The organism is Nitrospira sp. M1 (assembly GCF_965152605.1).
The window spans coordinates 1,925,912-1,946,947 of sequence record NZ_OZ224217.1; the positions used below are offsets into that span (position 1 = coordinate 1,925,912).

A 21,036-nucleotide genomic window follows, 5' to 3' on the forward strand; every position below is an offset into this window, starting at 1 on the left:
CCTCCTCATTATTTTCATTTCTCTTTTTGAATGCGACGTGTTATTCAAGACGAGAGTTGCGACATGTCTTCTGCATTGCCAACAAGCTGAGCAGAACGGTCCGGTACCGGCAAGTTTATAAAAAAGGTTGCTCCCTTTCCCAATTCGCTTTTCACCTCAACATGTCCATGGTGTTCTTGAATGATTTGATGCGAGATCGCCAAACCTAATCCTGTCCCTTCATGTTCTTCACTATGATGTTTTGTCGTAAAAAATGGGTCGAAGATATGTTCAAGGTCATTCTGGGCAATCCCGGCTCCGGTATCTCGTACCTCAATCTGTACCCAAAATTTTTCATCGTCTTGCGAGACAGTATAGCTGCGAACCGTGAGGGTGCCTCCACGGGTTGACATGGATTCTGTAGCGTTTAAAAAGAGATTGAGAAGGACTTGTTTAATTTGCTGACGGTCAACGTAGACGGTTGGTAAATCATGCGCGAGGTCGGTCTCAATGACAATCACTTCATGAGAGGCCCGAACGCGTAAGGCATATAAACAGGATTCGATAATTTCGTTCATATCTTCATATTTCAAGAATGGTTCCGCCGGACGAGCATAGTCTAAAATTTCTTTGGTTAATCGTTCGATCCGTAAGACGTCTTCTTTGACCACTTGTCCGAATCGTGTAACGAACGACTTGTCGGTGGCGCGTTCAGGCACTAAATCCACAAAGGCCTTAATTGACGTAAGAGGATTTCGGATTTCATGCGCTAAGCCACCGGCCATGGTTTCCAGCGAGCGCAGTCGATCCGTTCGTCTCACTAAGGCTTGTGATCGCTTCAGTTCTTCATAGAGCAGCGCATTATCTAACGCAATGGCGGCTTCATGTGACAATGTGGTTAAGAGGTCAATGTCCAGTGACGTATAGGATGCCAGCGAGGTCTTCGGCCCCAATGCGCAAAACCCGAGGAGACGTCCTTTGTTCATTAACGGAAGGCAGACGTCTATGCCTCTGGCTTCAAGGTCCGCTTTCAATTCGTGTAACGGAGACGATTCAGAGGCGTCTTCTAATTCTTCCCGTATGACAATAGCTTGCACGGTCGTGAGATGTTTGGGTAGGCGATCCTCAAACGTCAGCCTGGGCAACTGCTCCGTATTGGTGTCTATTCCAAATTGGGACATCGGGATAAATCCACCTCGTTCGGTTTCCACTAAGTATAAGACTACACGCTGAATACCCATGACCTGTCCGAGCATATGAACGATTTCTCGAGTAAGTGGCTTGAGTTTTAAATTGGTGACGAGTGATTTGGAAAATCGTGAAAGGGCCTCGTACATATCATGACGTTCACGAAACAAGGTCTTAGAAACGGCGATATGGAGGCAGGACATAATGCGATAGGCAAGGATGATGAGCAGTGTCACCACCACAAGTAAAACCACGGAAAATTCAAAATTAATTTTTTGGAAATACACCTCTTGTGCATAGAGGAATACGGCAAACGCTGGGAGGGCAATTACCGCAAGGGGAAAGAGGAATGTGACGCTTTTTTCGATGGCAAGCGTAAAATCAAAAATTCGATACCGAATGAGTGAAAAGGCCATGGCGACAAAGTACAAACTGACGAGAATCGTTCCGTAAGGGGGGAGAGGAACGCCATACCACAAGGGGAAATTGCTCGCACCGCCACCCCAGCCAATCAATGATCCGGTGATTAAGACTAAATATTGATTGCGGCGCATGCCCTTTGTATTTCGGTAGGCTCTGGCAAACAAATACGTGGCATAGGTAAGCGAAAAGATAAACCAGAGAAGAAACACGGGAAACACGATGCCTGGCCGTGGCCAGTAGGCAAAGCCCATCTGCCCCTCGACTCGATCAACCATGAGAGGAGTGAAGTCAAACAGGAGCAGCAGGAGGGTGAGGATACTGCCTGCCAGAAGTAAGCGACGATGTTTATTGAATAAACCCAAAAATGTCAGGACATGATACAGGTGGGTAATGGGAATCAGAATCGCCCCAGCCATCAGGAGGCGGACTAAAAGTAGAGCCGTCTCTTCAGAGTCAGTAAGATGCCACGCGCAGTAGAAGTAACTCCAGATTGAGAGACTGAGGCAATAGATGCCAAACGCCTGATGCTTTGGATTCTGTGGTGCGCGGGAATATAAAAATAGACCAAGGCCTGAGCCTAGAAGCCCATTCATCAGACTGCTAAATGCGTAAAAATTCATGAGAAATGAGGTGATACTGTACGACAAACCCTCGCCATCATGAGCGACGCTCAAGACGCGATTGGTACATACCCGTGAATAAAGCCGGATGAGGCGAGATGGAATAAGTGCGAGAAGAAGTCTTACTGTAGCACTCTACAAAGGTCTTGCCAAGGGGGAGCAATGGGGGAGGGGCTGGCGACCGGAGAATTCACGGAATTCTCCGGCTGTTCCCTTGGGGAGGCGGAAACACCTTAGAAAGAGATCCTGTGCGCGAGACTTGTGAGTCGTTTGCGGCTAAGCGGCATTCGCGAACGTCGTTTTGGAAACCGCCGGCCTTGACGTTGAGAGAGATTTTTTTTTAATGACCGCAATATACGCTTGATTGGCAAACGTGCTGTACACCTCGGGTGTCACTGTGGGATCGATTTGTTGCAAGAGATAGCGAAGTTCTTCTTCACCATGAAACTGAAAGATCCCATCGCCTTCAGCCTGCCGAATTTTCCCAGAATTACTTAACAGTTTTCTGGCTTCTTCCACTTCGACGGCTTCAGTGGTTTCTTGAACAGAATTGGTATAAATGACCGAAAGGTCAGAGTTTGGTTTGAGGTTACTGAGTACGAGCGTGCCATTTGGTGAAAGCACTCGAAACAGCTCACGTAATGTTGCAAGAGGATCATTGAGGTACCCGAGCACTAAATTGGAAACAATTTTATCAAATGTGTTGTTGTGAAATGGGAGAGGTTGGTTTAAGTCTGTACAGGAAAACGTGCTCTCAATATCCACGCGGTCTGACTGATGACGAGAAACCACTGTCTGAAGATTTTTTTGCGCTTGTTGCAGCGCGGTTGGAACGAAATCTATTCCAACATACCGAAACTGTCGTGGCAATTCCTCCTGCTTCAAATGGCGGGGCAGTTGCTCGTGCAGGTAGAAGAATGGCGCAAAGTTTCCATTTCCGCAACCTGCGTCAAGAATCGTTTCGCCAGATGACAGGGGGCCCATGAGTTTGACCATATGACTCAGTAATTGTTGATAGTCCCCATAATTGACAATGTGGTGGAAATGAGCCAGGTAATCTTTCCAGAAGTCTGAGAGTTGTTCTGCCATACGTTCGGCTTTCTTTTGCTCTCGCTCTCTCTTATTTTGTAAGCCAATCGCTTTCCTTGTTGGTTCAATGATTTGGGGCTGCGTGGGCAAGACGTTGAATGTTGCTTGACAATGCGCCGTCATCTGCCGATAGACCAGCTTGGCTTTGCGGGGGTTTTCAAGAATTCGATGAAGACCGCCAGGAATGACGTACCAGTCAGGGCGTTGCTGCGGGAAGCCAGCTATGACGGTATTGAGGGAATCGTGTTGTACCCATGCGTCACATTCGGCACTCACGACAACCACTGGCGTGCGAATGGCTGCGACGTCTTGAATTGTTGACGTCATATCTGAAAAATTTCCATTGATAGCATCCGCCAGCCAATGTGTAACTGAAACATTAAACCCTAATATATTCGATATTCCTTTTCTCTCACCCTTTTGATAGTTCCCAACAAGGTCTTCTTGGTGAACCGCGTGAAGCGTATGTTGGATATCGATAATGGGTGTGATGAGAATCAATACATCAACATTGGCCTGATGCGCTGTGGCTTTGATCGCGACTCTTCCACTCAGACTTGTCGCCACTAAGCCGCGTGGGCTCTGTGGCCAGGTTTGAGCGGCATACTGTAAGACGGTTTCAAGGTCTTCGTGCATGGTGGATAAGGTCGTGTCGACATGTTCGCCGTCGCTGTCACCGACATGGTTGGTGTGGTCGTATCGAATGACATGGAATCCATTTGATGCAAAATAATACGCGAGGGTAATGTATTCACGTTTCGTTTCCCCGTACCCTGGAGAGATAATGATCACCGGGCTCCCAGGGGGCAGCGGGGATTTCGGAGTATCATGGTAGGCGCGAACCAGATGCCCATGAGCATTAGGAATTTCCAGTGGGCTGCTGACAATGTGAATGTCTTGCGACTCAGGTTGTTTCATCTTCTGTCCTGGAGCTGACACCTGTGCAGACACATGTGTTTTGATGGAATCAGGCTGCATACTTTGTGGGAGTTGTTCAATAATCCGAGCGGCTCGTTCTTGTGTCACATCATGTGTTGCGTAAGGGCCTGCGGTAATTTGTCCTGACTCCATTTTCCATAAGCAATCGTTCGAGTCAGATGAAACAAGCGTGCCTCGTAACAGAACGGAAGAGCCTGTAGATGAAAGGCGTCGTAACGTACGTTGTACTCGATGCCACTTCAAATCATCGAGACGCTCATAGGCAATATCGAGCTGAACTCGTGACCAGCGCACTTCAGGTGTGTGGCCCAAGGGGGTCACTCGCTCAATATGACCTTCGATTGAAATCTCAGACCATGGTGATTGCAATTGCAGGTGTAGCGACTGAGAGATCACGACTAGCGGATATCCTTCAATCACCATGCGAAGACTTGAGCGAGTCATCGTGTCCACGTGTCCTTTCCACGAGGCCCCATTCCCTTCAAGTGAAACGTGAATGTTGTGATAACCACTGGAAGACGCTTGTGTGTGGGCGATGTGTGATCGCATATCTTGACCCTCTGCACCTAAACGTTTTGGAGACATCATGGAATGCATTTCCGCACCTCGTTGTTAAATGGTTTCCGTTATTTATACCTAGCTATTTTTACTTGCAATTAAGGCAAAGCCTATCCGCACGACAGATCGATCTGCCAACAAGTTAGAGGGGGTATGATGTATGAAACAGAGGGGGGAAGAACGGGTATCGTTAACTCTTGTCTTTTACTCTGTCAGCAGCATGAATGGGTATGATTGGCAAGACAACATAAAGAAAAATTTATGTAACTACAGATGGGGTAGAGCAACCTCTATGCCAGCAAAAAATGTGAGGACAATTGCCGTACAACATTTCAAAATACCTGGTTATTCCTAGGAATATATTGCCGATCCTCATGTTTCTTCTCCGCGCGATTACCATACATCCATTGTGGTCTGTCGAGATCATGACGTCGTGACGTTATGCACGTGGTGGTATTTGACAGCGTGAATCGTCACTATCCATTGACTCGTTGTGTGCCGATCCCTAGAATTTCACAAACTTCATTTAGGAGGCTTCATTATGACCAATGCTAGCCAGCCCACCCGCAATGTTGCGCTTATCGCTGCTCCAGGTTCAGGTAAAACTCTATTAAGTGAAGCGATGGCCTATACGGCCAATGCGATTGACTCCATGGGTACGACAGTCAAGGGAAATACGGTTTCGGATTTTGAGCACGAAGAAATTCATCGTCACCATTCAGTGAGTGCCTCCCTCCTTCAATTTGAATGGAAAGGCACACGGATGAATGTGATCGATACCCCAGGCGCTCTTGATTTTTTGAGTGAGGTGAAGTCGTGTCTCGCGGCAGTGGATAGCGTGGTGATGGTGGTAGATGCTCAGGATGGAGTCAAAAGTGAATTAGAAAAAATATGGGACCATGTCTTGGAGAGAGGAATGCCCTGCCTTCTCTTTCTTAATGGTTTGGACAAAGAACGAGTGGACTTTGGGACGGCCAATCAGCGCTGCTGTCAAGCCTTGCAAATCAATGGGGTTCCCCTGACTCTTCCAGCCGGAACGGATGTAACGCGAGACGGGGTTATCGATCTGATTCATCGAACCATTATTTCTTCAAATACGAGTAGCCAGAAAATTCAAAACCAGGAATTGTCTTCGGATGGCATGGCTCAGATTGAGGACGCTCGCCGGCAGCTGATTGAGAAGATTGCTGAGACGAACGATCAACTTGTTGAAAAGTATTTGGCGGATGGCGGTTTGACGGATGAAGAAATTGTCGAGGGGCTTACGTTGGGTACATTAGAGGGACGCAGTATTCCAATGTTGTGTGGCTCGGCTCTCCATAATGTCGGAACGTCCTTGCTCTTGGATGCGATTCATGATTATTTGCCATCTCCAGACGATTGGTCTCACACTCATCCGATCAGCGGGAAAGATCCTCATACCGGTGAAATTCTTATCCGACAGGGGCATGCCTCCGAACCATTTTCGGGAAAAGTCTTTAAGACGACGATCGATCCGTTTATGGGCCGGCTAACGTATGTGCGCGTCCATTCCGGTGCCTTACAAGCAGACTCAGGGTTTTTTAATGTGACACAAGGAACAAAGGAAAAAGGTGGACATATATTTTGGGCGTTGGGAAAGAAGTTTTCCCAGACACGGAATATATATGCAGGGGACATTGCCGCCATTGCGAAATTGAAAGACACGCAGACGGGCGATACTATATGTGAAGAAAAACATCAGATTCAGTATTCATCGCCTCAATTGACACGACCGGTGATGTCCTTTGCCCTTGAACCAAAAAGTACGCAGGACATTGATAAAGTGAGCGTTGGATTGCACAAACTGGTTGAAGAAGACCCATCATTGGAATTTCTGAGGAATGAAGAGACAAAAGAAATGCTGATTAGCGGAGTGGGGCAGACACATATCGACGTCACCTTGGAAAAATTGAAACGAAAGTATGGAGTCGAGGTCAATCTTCATACACCGAAAATTCCCTATAAAGAAACGATTCAGCGTATGGCGCAAGCCCAAGGTAAGTATAAGAAGCAAACAGGGGGGCATGGTCAATATGGTGATTGCTGGTTGCAACTTGACCCCCTTCCGCATGGCGCAGGGTTTGAATTTCAGAACAAAATCGTAGGAGGGGCCATTCCACGGAACTTCATTCCAGCTGTTGAAAAAGGCATTATTGAGGCGATGCAACATGGAACGGTCGCCAATTTCCCTGTTGTCGATATTCGAGTGACGGTCTATGATGGTTCTCATCATCCGGTCGATTCATCGGAAATGGCATTCAAAGTCGCTGCGTCCATGGGCTTCAAAAAGGCGATGGAAATGGCGCAGCCAACGCTGTTGGAACCAATGATGACTCTTGAGGTTACTATTCCCGATGACATGGTGGGAACGATTATCGGCGATTTGAATGCCAGGCGAGGACGGATTCAAGGGATGTCCACGAAAGGCCATCATCAAATCGTCAAAGCCGTGACGCCGCTTGCGGAAATTCTCCACTATGCCTCAGCCTTAACATCGATGACGGCGGGAAAGGGGAGTTATATCATGGAGTTTTTAGGTTATGAGGAAGTCCCCAGAGAACAGATACTGAAGATTGTTGGCGAACATAAAAAAGATATGGCAGAAGTTTCGTCCTAGTGGAGCATGCTGATACCGCTTACTGAAGCGTCTTTAAGACGACGAAGAAGGCACGTGTTTTTCGAAGGACTCGCAATAAAATGGTTTCTCCTGGCGTGACTTTATCAAGAGATTCTGAAAATTGACTGACTGATCGTACGGGTCGTCGATTCACTTCGGTAATTAAGTCTCCTTCTTTCAGTCCTTCCGAATGGGCCAAGCTTCCACTCTCGACTCGAGAAACTAAAATTCCAGCCTGTTCCTCTAATTCAAACTTTTCGGCTAACGCTGCGGTTAAGGCTTGCACGTCGATACCGAGGGTGACGTCGGTTTTATGCAGGGGCAGTGAGGCGGTCACGGGTTTTTTCTGACGCTCTCCCATGGCGACGATAATCGTGGCTGGCGTACCGTCGCGAATGATGGTGACTGTAGCCGTTTCACCTGGTCCCACCTGCGCAACGAAGCGGGATAATTGGTTTGGGGTATGAACAGGTTTCCCCTCAATTGTTGTGATAATGTCGCCAGGAAGAATGCCTGCACGATGGGCAGGTTCATCTTCGAAGACTTCATTGACAAGCACGCCTTCCCCCTTGGTGGCATGAAATTTTTTCGCGAGTTCAGCCGTCATGGGTTGAATGCCCACGCCAAGCCATCCACGGACAACACGACCATGCGCCTGTAATTGCCTGACGATGCGTGCAACCATATCGGAAGGAATGGAAAACCCAATCCCTTGTGCCATATGAATAATGGCAGTGTTAATACCAATCACTTCCCCTCGCAAATTAAATAGCGGTCCACCAGAGTTTCCAGGATTAATCGCTGCATCAGTTTGCAGAAAATTTTCATATTTCGACAGATTGAGCCGCTCGCGGCCAATGCCGCTTATTACGCCAAGCGTCACAGTCCGGTCTAGTCCGAGAGGATTTCCTACGGCGAGAACCCATTGACCAACCTTTAAAATTGCTGAGTTGCCAAACACGGCATTGGAGAGCTTTCGGTCGACATCGACTTTCAATAAGGCGATATCAGTATCTTTATCTCGTCCGACAACGTTCGCAAAGACTTTCGTTTTATCTGACAAGCGGACCTCAGCTTCCGATGTATCGTCGCCAAGCACATGATTATTCGTGACAATAAATCCATCGTCGCTAATAATGACGCCAGACCCAGTCCCAGGTACGCGTTGTGTTGAGAGGCCGCGTGACATCCCAATCTTACGAACCGGAGAAATATTGACGACCGTTGGTGTTACGCGTTCAACAAGCGCGGCTATGGAATTCTGAATATCTTCTAATACTTGCAGCCCACGTATTTCAGACTCGCTTGAATCAACTTCCGCACGTGCGATGCTTGTTGTGAGTAGTACGAAAAGGCTCAGAATACTTAATGTAATAAGCTGATTGTGAGGAAATTTCATAAAAATCATTGGATATTTCACTCTTTTATTACGTCTGATAAGTAATATTATGTCAACTAGAGTGCATGCCAAGCTTACCTTCTGTCCCTGAGAGCAAGCGGCTCATGTTCTCTTTATGTCGAAAAAGCACAAGAATGCTGATTCCAATGGAAAATAAAACAAAGGAGAAAGATTGCGAAAAGACAAAAAATGAAAAGAGTGGCAACGTCAGAAATGCTGCGATCGCGCCACCAGATGAATACCGAAACCCCCAGACACACAAGAGCCATACGGCGGTCATAGTGAGCCCCAGCCAGAGATGAAGGCCTCCAATTGCCGCCAAGGCTGTCGCAACCCCTTTCCCTCCTTGAAATTTGAGAAATACAGAGAATATATGGCCAAGCACCACGACTGCTGCAACGAGTAAAACCACGAGTTCCTCTTGAAGGTAACGCTGTGCAAGCCAGGCAACGAGAAACCCTTTTCCGGCATCACCAATCAATGTGATAATGCCCGCCTTCTTGCCCGATACTCGCAGCACATTTGTGAATCCAATATTGCCACTTCCGGTGGTCCGTGGGTCCTGGGTCTCACAGATTTTAGAAGCCAACAGACCGAAGGGTATTGACCCAACACCATATGCGATGGCGAGGACGAGAGCGATCTGTATCCACGTTACATCCATAGCTGCAACCGATATGATCAGGCGCCGTGTTGTACGTTATAAGTACTGCGGACCGACTTTTCGTAATACTTCAACAATATACTTTGTGCCTGAAACGACTGCGAAAAATAATGCAGCCCATAAGAGCCAAGTCCCTAACTCGTGCAAGGAAACAAATGGAAGATCGATGGCATCTTGAAGTATCAATGCAATAATGCCAAAAATTTGAGAAACGACTTTAACTTTTCCAAGTGAGTCGGCAACAATGATAAATCCTTCTCGTGCCGCAACGGCCCGCGCTCCCGTCACAATAATTTCCCGCGCAATGATGGCAATGACCAACCAAACCCCGACACGTTGAAATTGAACCAATAGGACTAGGCCTGCTGCCACAAGCAGCTTGTCGGCAACTGGATCAAGCAATTTCCCTAGGTTGGTAATCTGTCCACGACGTCGTGCGACATAGCCATCCAGGAGGTCAGTCAGCGCCGCGATGGCAAAAACGAAAGCGGCTGCAAGGGCTCGTTCGTCAGTGGGGGTTGAGAATAAATAGACGAAAACGGGAATGAGAAGAATGCGGGAAAGTGTGAGAGAGTTGGGTAAGTTTAAGTACGCTTCTTTCGCGTGAGGATGATCAACGGAAGGCTTTATCTTGACAACCTCTGAGGATGACATAAATACCACACATCTCCCTGTGAGCAAATTACGGGCAACTCAAGGGGCCGGAGGAGAATAGCGGCAGTGAGATTGTAAAAACTCCTGAGGCTACGATGCGGCTCCCTTTCTTGCAGCATGACAGATAGTGAGTAATTCTACCAGTAATGCTCGCAAGTCCGATAGACGCACCATATTGGGGCCATCTGAAGGGGCAGAGTCTGGATCCGGGTGGACTTCCATAAAAAACCCATGGCACCCGACGGCGGCAGCGGCTCGAGCCAGCGGCGCGACGAATTCCCGTTGACCTGAGGAGTGGGTTCCCCCGCCTCCTGGCAATTGCACGCTGTGAGTCGCGTCAAACACAATGGGGTAGCCAAATTGCTGCATAATCGGAAGAGCCCGCATATCCACGACCAGGTTATTATACCCGAATGACGTTCCACGTTCTGTTAAGAGAATGTTGTGACTACCGCTTTCTTCGAGCTTTTTGACCACATTTCCCATTTCGACTGGGGCCAGAAACTGTCCTTTTTTCACATTGACCACACGTCCGGTTTTTGCCGCCTCTATCAGTAAATCTGTTTGTCGGCATAAAAATGCTGGAATTTGCAGGACATCGACTACTTCTGCTGCGCGTGGGACTTCATGGATATCATGAACATCGGTCAAAATTGGGACCTTCACCTCTTCCTTGACTTTTTTAAGTATTGCAAGTCCCTTGGCTTGTCCTAATCCTCGGAATGAGGAAATTGACGTTCGATTAGCCTTGTCGTATGAGGACTTAAAAATATAGGGAATACCAAGATCTTTGGTGATCTCTGCCACACTCATGGCTGTTTCAATTGCCAGTTTCTCATTTTCAATGACGCATGGGCCTGCAATCAGGAAATGCGGTTGCGTACCTCCAACTTGGAACGGCCCAATGTGTACTTCTCGTTGTGTCGTCATTGTCTCGTGGTTTTCAGTGGTACGCGGTTAGCGCCCAAACTTTCGTTGCAAGGCCGCTCCAATAAATGCCGTAAAGAGCGGATGAGGGTGATGGAACCGAGAATGGAACTCTGGATGAAATTGAGTGCCGACGAACCAGGGATGATCAGGCAATTCGATAATTTCAGCCAGGGCATTATCAGGAGAGCACCCACTCAACACCAGGCCTTGAGACGTTAAGGTTTCACGATAGGCCATATTAAACTCATAGCGATGTCGATGACGTTCACTGACATCCGTTTTCCCGTATACCTGATGGGCGAGTGTGTCTTTCACGACCCGGCACGGGAACGCTCCCAATCGCATAGTGCCGCCCAAATTCTGAACATCATGTTGATCGGGCAGCAAATGAATAACTGGATCGGGAGTCGCGTCATCAAATTCTGAGCTATTGGCCTTGGATAAACCTGCAACATTTCGTGCAAATTCAATAACGGCACATTGCATTCCAAGGCAGAGCCCGAGATAGGGAATCTTTCGTTCGCGTGCAAAGCGAATGGCTTCCACCTTTCCTTCAATCCCGCGAATCCCGAATCCTCCGGGAATCATGATGCCATCAGCATCCTGTAGGAGTCGGTCTGGACCAAGCTTTTCCACATCACCCGATTCAACCCACGAAATTCGAACCCCCGCTTCATCGGAAAGCCCCCCATGGACCAATGCTTCGGAGAGACTCTTGTACGATTCTTTCGAATCAACATATTTTCCAACTAGCGCGATTAACACCTCGTGCTTAGGACGTTTAATTTTTTGGACCAAGGCATCCCAATCTCGTAAGTTCGGCGGTCCGGTTTCCAGCTTCAACGATCGCACGATCAATTCATCGAGACCCTCTTTCCGTAACACAATGGGGACTTCATAGACCGTCTCGACATCTTTGGCAGTAATGACCGATTCTTTATCCACATTACAAAATAAGGCAATTTTTTCTTTGACCGATGGTGGTAAATACCGATCGGTTCGACACAGCAGGATATTGGCTTGAATTCCGATTTCCCGCAATTTATTCACGGAATGTTGCGTCAGTTTTGTTTTTAATTCACCCGCTGTTTTAATGAAAGGCACTAAGGTCAAATGTAGGTAAAGGACATTTTCCCGTCCAACGTCGAAGGGCATCTGACGAATCGCTTCTAAAAATGGAAGACTTTCTATATCACCGACAGTCCCTCCAATTTCGACGATGACGACATCAACATCATGCGAGAGATGCAAGATGGTCTGCTTGATTTCATCCGTGATATGCGGAACAACTTGAACGGTCCCACCTAAATATTCACCCTTCCGTTCTTTTTTGATCACCGAATCATAGATGCGTCCGGTTGTGCAATTATTTTCCTTACTGAGCCGCACTGACGTAAAGCGCTCGTAATGGCCCAGGTCTAAATCAGTCTCGGCTCCGTCATCCGTCACGTAGACTTCGCCATGTTGATACGGGTTCATCGTGCCGGGGTCGACGTTGATATACGGGTCAAGTTTCAGGAACGTGATTGTTAAGCCACGGCTTTCGAGCAGCTGTCCGATTGATGCAGACGCCAAGCCTTTGCCAAGAGAAGACACGACTCCGCCAGTGATAAAAATAAATTTACTCATAGAGGCATATTCATCGTTGTGTGGTTAGGCTGTGGTGACTGATGATGGTGAACAACTCTGTGATGGCTCAGTGTTCCGCAGGAACTGCTCCTCTGCGGTCTTCAGTTCTTCTGGCCGATCGATTCGAAGCGACTCATGTGTTGTCTCCCACACACGGATTGGAATCCCATGTTCCAAGGCTCGAAGCTGTTCAAGCTTTTCAGCATCTTCCAGTATTCCGGTTGGGAGGTCAGCAAACTGCAACAGGGTCTCACGTTGAAAAATATATACTCCGAGATGGCCATAGTGCACGACGATCTCTGCCCCTTCAGTGTGGCTATCGCGGACATAGGGAATGGGTAGTCGAGAAAAGTACATGGCGTTGTGGTGCGTATCCGTGACGACTTTCACGAGTGAAGTGTCCTCCACGTCATCTGCTGCCGACAACTGTCGTTTTAACGTTCCCATCGCATGGTCACTCTGTAAAAACGGGTCGATTAAATCACGTAATAACGAAGGGTGTAAAGGAATTTCGTCAGCCTGAAGATTCACAATCACGGAACAATCCAACTGTGTTGCGGCTTTGGCAACACGATCCGTTCCTGTTCGACATGGTGTATCGATAATCATGACGCGCCCGCCAAATTGTTCGATGGCGTGAGCAATGCGGTCATCATCCGTCACGACTCGCACGTCAGCAATATCTGGAATTTTGCTAGCCGCTTCATACACGTGTTGAATCAATGGTCGTCCGGCTAATAGAGCCAAGGGTTTGCCAGGAAACCGCGATGACCCGTAACGGGCCGGAATCAACACTCCGACTGATGCTGGCCTATGAGGCATTGCGTAGCGCTTTCTTGAGCTGATCTTGAGTCACACTTGCCGTGCCCACCATGCCAACGACGACCCCTGCGGCTTGATTGGCAAGGAACGCAGCGTCACGGAATGATGCGCCGGTGCTCACGGCCAAGGCCATGGTACTGACGACGGTATCGCCGGCTCCCGTCACATCAAAGACTTGACGAGCTTTCGAGGGAATGTGTACCGGCTTCTTTTTCTCTTGATATAAGCTCATCCCCTGTTCGCCACGCGTAATCAGGACGGCCTGACAACGGTTCGTTGTTTGGAGCATGTGCCCTATTTCATCAATGGAATGATCGGTATTCCCGACAACGCCTGCCGCTTGATAGGCCTCAAGATGATTCGGCGTCATGACGGTGACCCCTTGATAGCGGGAAAAGTGTTCAACTTTCGGGTCCACAAGAACAGGAATGTTATGACGTGTCGCCGCTTCAGAGATCGCGTCCATAAGCGAAGCTGTGGCCACGCCTTTTGCATAATCAGAAATGACCAGGCACGTAATTTCCGGTAAACGTGAGATGACGTAGCGGAGCACTTTCCGTTCTGTGGCAGCTGACAAATCGCTCTGTTCCTCAATATCAAATCGGACGACCTGTTGATTGTGTGCGATCACGCGAGTTTTGCGGGTGGTTGGCCGAGACGCATCAATAACCACGCCCCCACGATTCCGTCGGTAGACGCTGAGTGCTTTCAGTAACGCATGGCCGCCTTCATCAGAGCCGATGACTCCACACAGGTCCGCTTGGCCGCCAAGTGACACGATATTTTGATAGACGTTGGCGGCTCCGCCTAGGCAGAGAGATTCGGATTCCACATGCACAACAGGTACCGGAGCCTCAGGAGACATTCGATTCACCTTGCCCCAGATGAAATGGTCCAAGATGAGGTCGCCAAGTACCAGCACCTTGGCTCGGGAAAATCGCTGAATATATCCTTCAAGCTTTTTGGTCATGGCTAGAGAATAAATTTTCCAATTCGTTCCCAACGAACCCAGTCAACCCATGAACCTTGACCATTCCATGACCAATAGCTCATGAACGCTTTGCCTTTAATTTTATCGACCTTCACAAATCCCCAAAACCGGCTGTCTAAACTTTGATCGCGGTTATCGCCCATGACAAAGTATGAGTTCTCCGGCACGGTAATCGGTCCAAAGTTGTCTCGTTGATTAATGTGGCCGTCAATGATGCCCGGATCAATACGCTGTGTATAGGCCTCATCATGAAGTGGTTGGCCATTAATGTAGACCACTTTATTTTTGGTGTGGATCGTATCACCTGGCAGACCGATGATTCGCTTGATGAAGTCTTTTTCTTCATCTTCGGGGTACCGAAACACAATGATGTCGCCACGTTGCGGATCGCCAAATTTCCACAATATTTTTGAGGAATAACAGGTGACAGGAGGAAAGCTCACGGAGACGGTGCAATCGGTCGGCCATTGCAATCCATAGGCTAATTTGCTGACTAAAATATGATCGCCGATTAACAGCGTGGGGATCATCGAACCGGAAGGAATTTTAAAGGCTTGAACGACAAAGACACGAATGAAAAAAGCCAAAATAATCGCGATAACAATTGCTTCGGCATATTCACGAATAATGGATTTCTGTGAACCTTCGCCCTCGTCATTGACCGATGATGGAGTGGGCTCTTGCAGTGTTCCCTCGCTCTGTTTGCGGGATTCTTCTTCAGTTGGCGTCATCGTTAGTCACTATCAGTTTTGAGAATGGCTAAAAACGCCTCTTGCGGCACTTCCACACGCCCTAGCTGTTTCATCCGTTTTTTACCTTCTTTCTGTTTCGCCCAGAGTTTTCGTTTTCGCGAAATGTCTCCGCCATAACACTTGGCTGTCACGTTCTTTTTCAATGCGCCGACGGTCTCACGAGCAATCACTTTATTGCCAATGGCCGCCTGAATAGCTACTTCAAACATTTGCCGGGGAATGAGATCTTTCATTTTTTCGGCTAATTGTCGTCCGCGTTGTTGGGCCTTGTCGTGATGCGTAATCACAGAAAGCGCATCAATATTTTCGCCGTTCAGCAAAAGGTCTAATTTGACCAACTTTGATGGACGGTATCCGGTTAATTCGTAATCGAGCGATGCATAGCCCTGCGTTCGTGACTTTAAACGATCATAGAAATCTAACACCATTTCATTTAATGGCAACTCATAGGTCAACATGACACGAGTCGGATCTAAATATTGCATGCCTAGCTGCATGCCACGCCGCTCCTGACAGAGCTGCAAAATATTTCCCACATACCGTTCAGGAGTAATGATCGTGGCTTTAATAAACGGCTCTTCCATTTTCTCAATCATTGAGGGGTCAGGGAGCTTCGCAGGATTATCAATATTGAGCACTTCATTTTTCGTGGTATGGACTCGGTAAATAACAGTTGGAGCCGTACTGATGAGGTCTAAGTTATATTCGCGTTCCAATCGTTCGCGAATGATTTCCATGTGCAACAAGCCAAGGAACCCACAACGAAAGCCAAATCCTAAAGCCAGGGACGTCTCAGGTTCATAGCCAAAGGAGGAGTCATTGAGCTGGAGCTTTTCTAGCGAATCGCGTAAGTCTTCAAACTTGGCATTGTCAATGGTATAGAGGCCGCAAAACACTACCGCTTTCACCTCTTGATATCCAGGAAGGGGCTCTTGAGCTGGTCGGCTTGCATCGGTAATGGTATCCCCGATTTTCGTATCGGCCAGATCTTTCATGCCGGCACATAAATAGCCAACTTCACCAGTTCCCAAGCGTTTGGTTTTGGTTCGTTTCGGATTAAACACTCCGACTTCATCGACTTCAAACACTCTCTGGTTTGACATCATTTGGATTTTCATGCCAGGAACGATTTCTCCATCCAAGACTCGAAGTAAGACAATCGCGCCTTGATAACTATCGAACCAGGAATCAAAAATCAAAGCTTTCAGTTCCCGATCGGAATGCCCCGTTGGTGGCGGGATGGTCTGAACGACCGCCTCTAAGACGTCAGGGACTCCCCGGCCATCTTTCGCGCTAATGTAATGCGTATCATTGACATCGAGGCCTAAGGTTTCTTGAATTTGCTGTTTGACGCCTTCAATATCCGCGCTGGCCAAATCAACTTTATTGATGACAGGAATAATGGTCAGATCATTGGCAATAGCCAAGTACACATTCGCAATGGTTTGGGCTTCAACCCCTTGAGTGGCATCGACTAAGAGGAGCGCGCCTTCGCAGGCTGCAAGGCTACGTGATACTTCGTAGGTGAAGTCTACATGGCCAGGGGTGTCAATGAGGTTGAGGAGGTACTCGACGCCATCGCTCGCACGAAACTTGGTCGTGACGGCATGCGCCTTAATCGTAATGCCGCGTTCACGCTCAAGATCCATTGCATCCAGGTACTGCTCCCGAAACTCTCGTTTCGTGATAGCTCCCGTGATTTCAAGGAATCTATCAGCCAGGGTAGATTTCCCATGATCGATATGAGCGATAATGCAGAAATTACGGATTCGAGATAGCTGCGGTTGGTCTTTCATCTCCAATTGCCTGATTGTAGTAAGCATTTTCCAGGTTGTCAAAAGAGAATATCCACTCCTATACTCGCCTAGGATTGGAAGAGACTGCAAGATGAAACGCTATACCACACAGAAGCCACTCGCCACCCTCGATCACCAGTTTCTCTGGCACCCCTTTACGCAAATGAAAGAATGGGTTGAAGAAGCCCCAATGATTATTGAACGTGGGAAAGGTTCGTACCTCTTTGATACGCAAGGGCGTCGGTATTTGGATGGAACCTCGTCAATTTGGGTCAATATCCATGGCCATCGACATCCCAAAATTGACAAGGCTATTCGTCGGCAGCTCAAGCGCGTGGCCCATAGTACGATGTTGGGGCTTTCGAACCCCCCGGCTATTCTCTTGGCCAAGAAACTGATTGATTTAGCGCCTCCGGGGTTAGCACGCGTGTTTTATTCAGATGATGGATCGACGGCAGTCGAAGTCGCGCTCAAAATGGCCATTCAGTATTGGGCGCAAGTTAAGCCGGCTCAGCCTCAAAGGCAAACCTTTATACACCTGAGCCAAGCCTACCATGGGGATACATTGGGCGGCATGAGTGTCAGTGGGCTTGAACTGTTTCATAAGCCTTTTCACGATGTCCTTTTTCAAAGTCACGAAATTCCCTATCCTCACTGCTATCGCTGTCCATTAGATCTGGCATTCCCCACCTGTCAGATAGGCTGCCTGAGTCCACTTGAAAGTATACTTCAACAAAAACATGAAGAAATTGCCGGTGTTGTCGTTGAGCCGATGGTCCAAGCCGTCGCAGGTGTCATCCCCTCCCCACCGGGCTACCTTAAAAAGATTCGTGACCTGTGTACCAAATTTCATGTGTTGCTCATAGCCGACGAAGTGGCAACTGGCTTTGGTCGCACAGGGAAAATGTTTGCCTGTGAGCATGAAGAAGTCACCCCTGATCTCATGGCCGTTTCAAAGGGGCTGACAGGTGGGTACATGCCATTGGCCGCAACGCTCACAAGTGAGAAAATTTATGAAGCATTTTTAGGGAAGTACGATGAATGGAAGACGTTTTTCCATGGGCATAGTTACACGGGAAACCCTCTTGGCTGCGCAGCCGCTCTTGCAAACATAGAAGTTTTCAATGAAGAGCAAACGCTCAAAAAATTAAAGAAAAAGATTAATTTACTACGTGGACTCATCGAGCCTCTCAAGCAGGAGCTTGCAGTCGGAGATATTCGTCAGTGTGGATTTATGGTGGGCATCGAACTCGTGAAAAACCAAAACACCAAAACACCGTTTCCTCTCACAGATCGAATGGGACATCACGTTGCAAGAGAATGTCAAAAGCGTGGACTCCTTATCCGACCAATCGGCAACGTTTTAGTCCTCCTTCCTCCTCTCAGTGTTGCGACAAAAGAACTCAAGAAAATGGTGAAAATTCTTGAACAGTCTATTCAAGCAGTTCAAAAACGCATCTGAGGCTTACCAAAAACAGCAGATACGAAAACATGAGGTAAGGGTTGTAGCGCCTGCAATTAATCGGACACGTATTTAGGAAGCCATCTTGGCCTTCCGGTTCCATTCCTGTCGCACTTGTTGGGGCGTACGGTATGCATGGCGTTGTAGAATCCAGTTCGCATTGTAGCGTTCTCTGAATTCGTACAGCGCCCCTCTCAAGTGCTCTTCATCGTCGTAATCCTGAAGCCACAACAATTGTTCCTTGAGCGTACGAAAGAATCGTTCGCTCACCCCATTACCTTCTGGACTTCGCACAAAGCTCGGAGATGCCTCCAGGCCAAGGAAGGCTAGCTCGGCCTGAAAGTCGTGACTGATATATTGACTGCCATGATCATGGCGCACGAGCACCCCCTTGGCGACTTTGGCCTCGTAGGTCCCAAACACATGGTTGACCGCTTGGCGAATGGGCTCTAAGGCTTCATGGCGTGTACCGTACTTGGCTGCATGAAGGCCGAGACACTCGCCGGTAAAGTGCTCAAGGACGGCAAAGACGGTCACCTGGCCCTGCTTGAGTGTCCACGTGGCTGTGGCATCTGTGCCCCACATCAGATTGGGAGCCATCGGAATAATTGACCCATCATGCACTCGGGGGCCGTTAGGCGACCCTCCTCGGACAGGCGCCAAGAGCTGATGTTGCCCCATAAGCCGCCGCACCCGTTCCTTGTCTGCTCGCAAGCCGCGATGCCGCAGTCGCGCCCACACCTTGCGATACCCTTCGCCAGGGAAGCTCACCTGTGACGACCCAGCGAGCACTTGCCTGATCGCGACCATCAAATCCTCATTACTCACCAGCGGACGTCGGCCACGCTGCTTGACCGCGTTCCCGGCAACTCGTCGACGTTGCAGCCAGTCATATACGGTTGAACGTGGGATGCCCCACACATCGCATATACGAGACCATCCATACCGGCGCTTTGTGGAAATCGAACAGGTCTCGCTCAACACTTCGATTTCCTCAAGTGCAAAGGGACGCCATCCTCCAGACGATCGATCTTTGCATACAGCAAGTCGTTATCCATAACCAGGGACCCCACCTTGGCTTTCAGCGACCGGTTCTCCGCTTCCAGAGCCTTCTCCTTAGCTGACTCGCCAGTATGAAAGGTGGCCTCGCCACCCTGCATGAAGCTCTCCTGCCATTTCTTGAGCACATACGCCGGCTGACCCGTCAGCCGACTCACTTCTTCCAGTGACGCCCCCTTAAGTAGAACAAGCACCACCTCGGCTTTCCGGCTAGCATTCCAACGCTTGTGTTTGCTGAGTTTCATCGACACCTCCAATTGCCATAAAATACGCAATTTAAAGTGTCCAATCAATTACCGAGGCAATCCAGGGTGGCCCAAATTTTCTCTTTGCAGAAGGAAGAGGCACTGGACTACATCGTGAGGAAGCGGGTAAGAAGGAGATCTTCGATATTCCGTCTGGAGTCGAGCACAGAGACTACGAAGACGACTTGCCCGGACACACGATAGAGAAGTCTCCAGGGAGCAATGATTAATTCTCTGTATTGCAAGATCCCTTGCTCTTTTAGCTCTGGAACAACACGACCACGTAGAGGGATATGATACAGGGTAGATGAAGATTTTTTGATTTTCTGGAGTGTTTTTAGAGCTTGGGGAGCACCATCTTGAGCGATGTAGGATACAATGCCCTGCAAGTCTTTTTCAGCGGTCTTTGCCCAAATCACCTCATAGGACTGCTTCATGCGCCACGTAACTGCGCTTCTAACTTCTTGAACACGTCTGCTTGTGCCATAGTTTTGTGATTCTTGATATCGTCTTCTCCTTGAGAAATCAATTTCAACAGCCCCAATGCATTCCTCATATTTTCATAGCTTTGAGGATCCTGTAACACAGCCTTGGGCTCGCCATTTTGCGTGATCACAACCGGACGGTGCGTTTCATTAATTTGATCTAACAAGGCCGCTGCGTAGGCCTTCAGGTAGGTGACTGGCTTGATGTCTGAAGAAATTTTCATAATGTGTCTCCGTGGTTCTTTTATCGTATCATATTCGGTCCGATATTCCAAGAACTATAGGTCCAGATGCTCGGAAGGTCATTGCTATGATCTAACGGGCTATGGACTTATGAGAATTTTCCCCCAATTCTCATAAAGCAGAAAACGTAGGAGTAGGGTCTATTAGCAATGGCAGAGTATGTTGTAGATTAAATCCGTGGCAAGTATTACCAGTAAAGGCTAACTAAGGAAGTATTATTAAAAAAGTGACTTGACCCGTTTTACTACTCGACCGAGTGCTAACACCGTTCTCCATTTTTCCTCTTGGGCGGGGTGGGTGAGACGAATCATCACACTAAGATGACGCAAGTAGAAGGCGTGGTTGTGCGGTTTTCGAAAGGGTCTGGTACCGCTTGACCTTCGATCCAAACACAATGCAAGGTATGGTCGTAGCCAATTCGTATTGGTTGAGGTATGGCGAGTATTATGGGCATATAGTAATCATAATAAA

General features: G+C 48.2%; 16 protein-coding genes and 1 pseudogene. 2 read left to right on the forward strand and 15 right to left on the reverse strand.

Annotated features, from left to right (window positions below; translation table 11 throughout):
* Positions 1–44: 44 nt before the first annotated feature.
* Both ACWHX8_RS08800 and ACWHX8_RS08805 read right to left on the reverse strand, forming a co-directional pair.
* A complete protein-coding gene (locus ACWHX8_RS08800; RefSeq protein WP_447971580.1) occupies positions 45–2,183 on the reverse strand; it encodes an ATP-binding protein in 2,139 nt (712 codons plus the stop codon).
* Between the two features lie 303 nt (positions 2,184–2,486).
* Complete coding sequence (locus tag ACWHX8_RS08805; RefSeq protein ID WP_447971581.1) at positions 2,487–4,787, reverse strand: serine aminopeptidase domain-containing protein; 2,301 nt, start codon at positions 4,785–4,787, stop codon at positions 2,487–2,489.
* Positions 4,788–5,337: 550 nt separating this feature from the next.
* On the opposite strand from ACWHX8_RS08805, the gene ACWHX8_RS08810 reads away from it, so the two are divergent.
* Positions 5,338–7,434, forward strand: a complete 2,097-nt coding sequence (locus tag ACWHX8_RS08810) for an elongation factor G (RefSeq protein ID WP_447971582.1) — start codon at positions 5,338–5,340, stop codon at positions 7,432–7,434.
* Between the two features lie 19 nt (positions 7,435–7,453).
* Here the strand turns inward: ACWHX8_RS08810 and ACWHX8_RS08815 are convergent, their stop codons facing one another.
* From ACWHX8_RS08815 to lepA, 9 genes are all read right to left on the reverse strand, one after another.
* Complete coding sequence (locus ACWHX8_RS08815) at positions 7,454–8,833, reverse strand: trypsin-like peptidase domain-containing protein (RefSeq protein WP_447971583.1); 1,380 nt, start codon at positions 8,831–8,833, stop codon at positions 7,454–7,456.
* Between the two features lie 52 nt (positions 8,834–8,885).
* Entirely contained in the window at positions 8,886–9,497 is a 612-nt protein-coding gene (gene plsY / locus ACWHX8_RS08820) for a glycerol-3-phosphate 1-O-acyltransferase PlsY (protein ID WP_447971584.1), read from the reverse strand.
* Between the two features lie 36 nt (positions 9,498–9,533).
* On the reverse strand, positions 9,534–10,151 hold the full coding sequence (gene pgsA / locus ACWHX8_RS08825; protein WP_447971585.1) for a CDP-diacylglycerol--glycerol-3-phosphate 3-phosphatidyltransferase: 618 nt from the start codon (positions 10,149–10,151) through the stop codon (positions 9,534–9,536).
* A gap of 90 nt (positions 10,152–10,241) precedes the next feature.
* Positions 10,242–11,081, reverse strand: a complete 840-nt coding sequence (kdsA, locus tag ACWHX8_RS08830; protein ID WP_447971586.1) for a 3-deoxy-8-phosphooctulonate synthase — start codon at positions 11,079–11,081, stop codon at positions 10,242–10,244.
* Between the two features lie 27 nt (positions 11,082–11,108).
* On the reverse strand, positions 11,109–12,710 hold the full coding sequence (locus tag ACWHX8_RS08835) for a CTP synthase (protein WP_447971587.1): 1,602 nt from the start codon (positions 12,708–12,710) through the stop codon (positions 11,109–11,111).
* 24 nt (positions 12,711–12,734) lie between these two features.
* Complete coding sequence (gene kdsB, locus ACWHX8_RS08840; protein ID WP_447971588.1) at positions 12,735–13,532, reverse strand: 3-deoxy-manno-octulosonate cytidylyltransferase; 798 nt, start codon at positions 13,530–13,532, stop codon at positions 12,735–12,737.
* Positions 13,522–14,502 (reverse strand): D-glycero-beta-D-manno-heptose-7-phosphate kinase, encoded by a 981-nt coding sequence (gene rfaE1 / locus ACWHX8_RS08845; protein ID WP_447971589.1) that lies wholly within the window; start codon positions 14,500–14,502, stop codon positions 13,522–13,524. The genes kdsB and rfaE1 overlap by 11 nt, the downstream gene beginning before the upstream one ends.
* Before the next feature lie 2 nt (positions 14,503–14,504).
* Positions 14,505–15,254, reverse strand: coding sequence for a signal peptidase I (lepB, locus tag ACWHX8_RS08850; RefSeq protein ID WP_447971590.1), 750 nt, complete (start codon positions 15,252–15,254; stop codon positions 14,505–14,507).
* A gap of 2 nt (positions 15,255–15,256) precedes the next feature.
* Complete coding sequence (gene lepA, locus ACWHX8_RS08855) at positions 15,257–17,071, reverse strand: translation elongation factor 4 (RefSeq protein ID WP_447971591.1); 1,815 nt, start codon at positions 17,069–17,071, stop codon at positions 15,257–15,259.
* Between the two features lie 91 nt (positions 17,072–17,162).
* Between lepA and bioA the strand changes: the two genes are divergently transcribed.
* The gene (gene bioA, locus ACWHX8_RS08860) at positions 17,163–18,533 is read left to right on the forward strand and encodes an adenosylmethionine--8-amino-7-oxononanoate transaminase (RefSeq protein ID WP_447971592.1); all 1,371 of its coding nucleotides are present in this window, start codon (positions 17,163–17,165) and stop codon (positions 18,531–18,533) included.
* 72 nt (positions 18,534–18,605) lie between these two features.
* Here bioA and ACWHX8_RS08865 read toward each other — a convergent pair.
* The 4 genes and pseudogenes from ACWHX8_RS08865 to ACWHX8_RS08880 form a co-directional block, all read right to left on the reverse strand.
* Positions 18,606–19,346: pseudogene (locus ACWHX8_RS08865) on the reverse strand (transposase); the annotation flags it as partial.
* A 164-nt stretch (positions 19,347–19,510) separates the two neighbouring features.
* Complete coding sequence (locus tag ACWHX8_RS08870) at positions 19,511–19,837, reverse strand: transposase (protein ID WP_447968141.1); 327 nt, start codon at positions 19,835–19,837, stop codon at positions 19,511–19,513.
* A gap of 107 nt (positions 19,838–19,944) precedes the next feature.
* Positions 19,945–20,274, reverse strand: coding sequence for a type II toxin-antitoxin system RelE/ParE family toxin (locus tag ACWHX8_RS08875; RefSeq protein ID WP_447971593.1), 330 nt, complete (start codon positions 20,272–20,274; stop codon positions 19,945–19,947).
* Positions 20,271–20,546 (reverse strand): type II toxin-antitoxin system Phd/YefM family antitoxin, encoded by a 276-nt coding sequence (locus tag ACWHX8_RS08880; RefSeq protein ID WP_447971594.1) that lies wholly within the window; start codon positions 20,544–20,546, stop codon positions 20,271–20,273. The genes ACWHX8_RS08875 and ACWHX8_RS08880 overlap by 4 nt, the downstream gene beginning before the upstream one ends.
* Between the last annotated feature and the right edge of the window lie 490 nt (positions 20,547–21,036).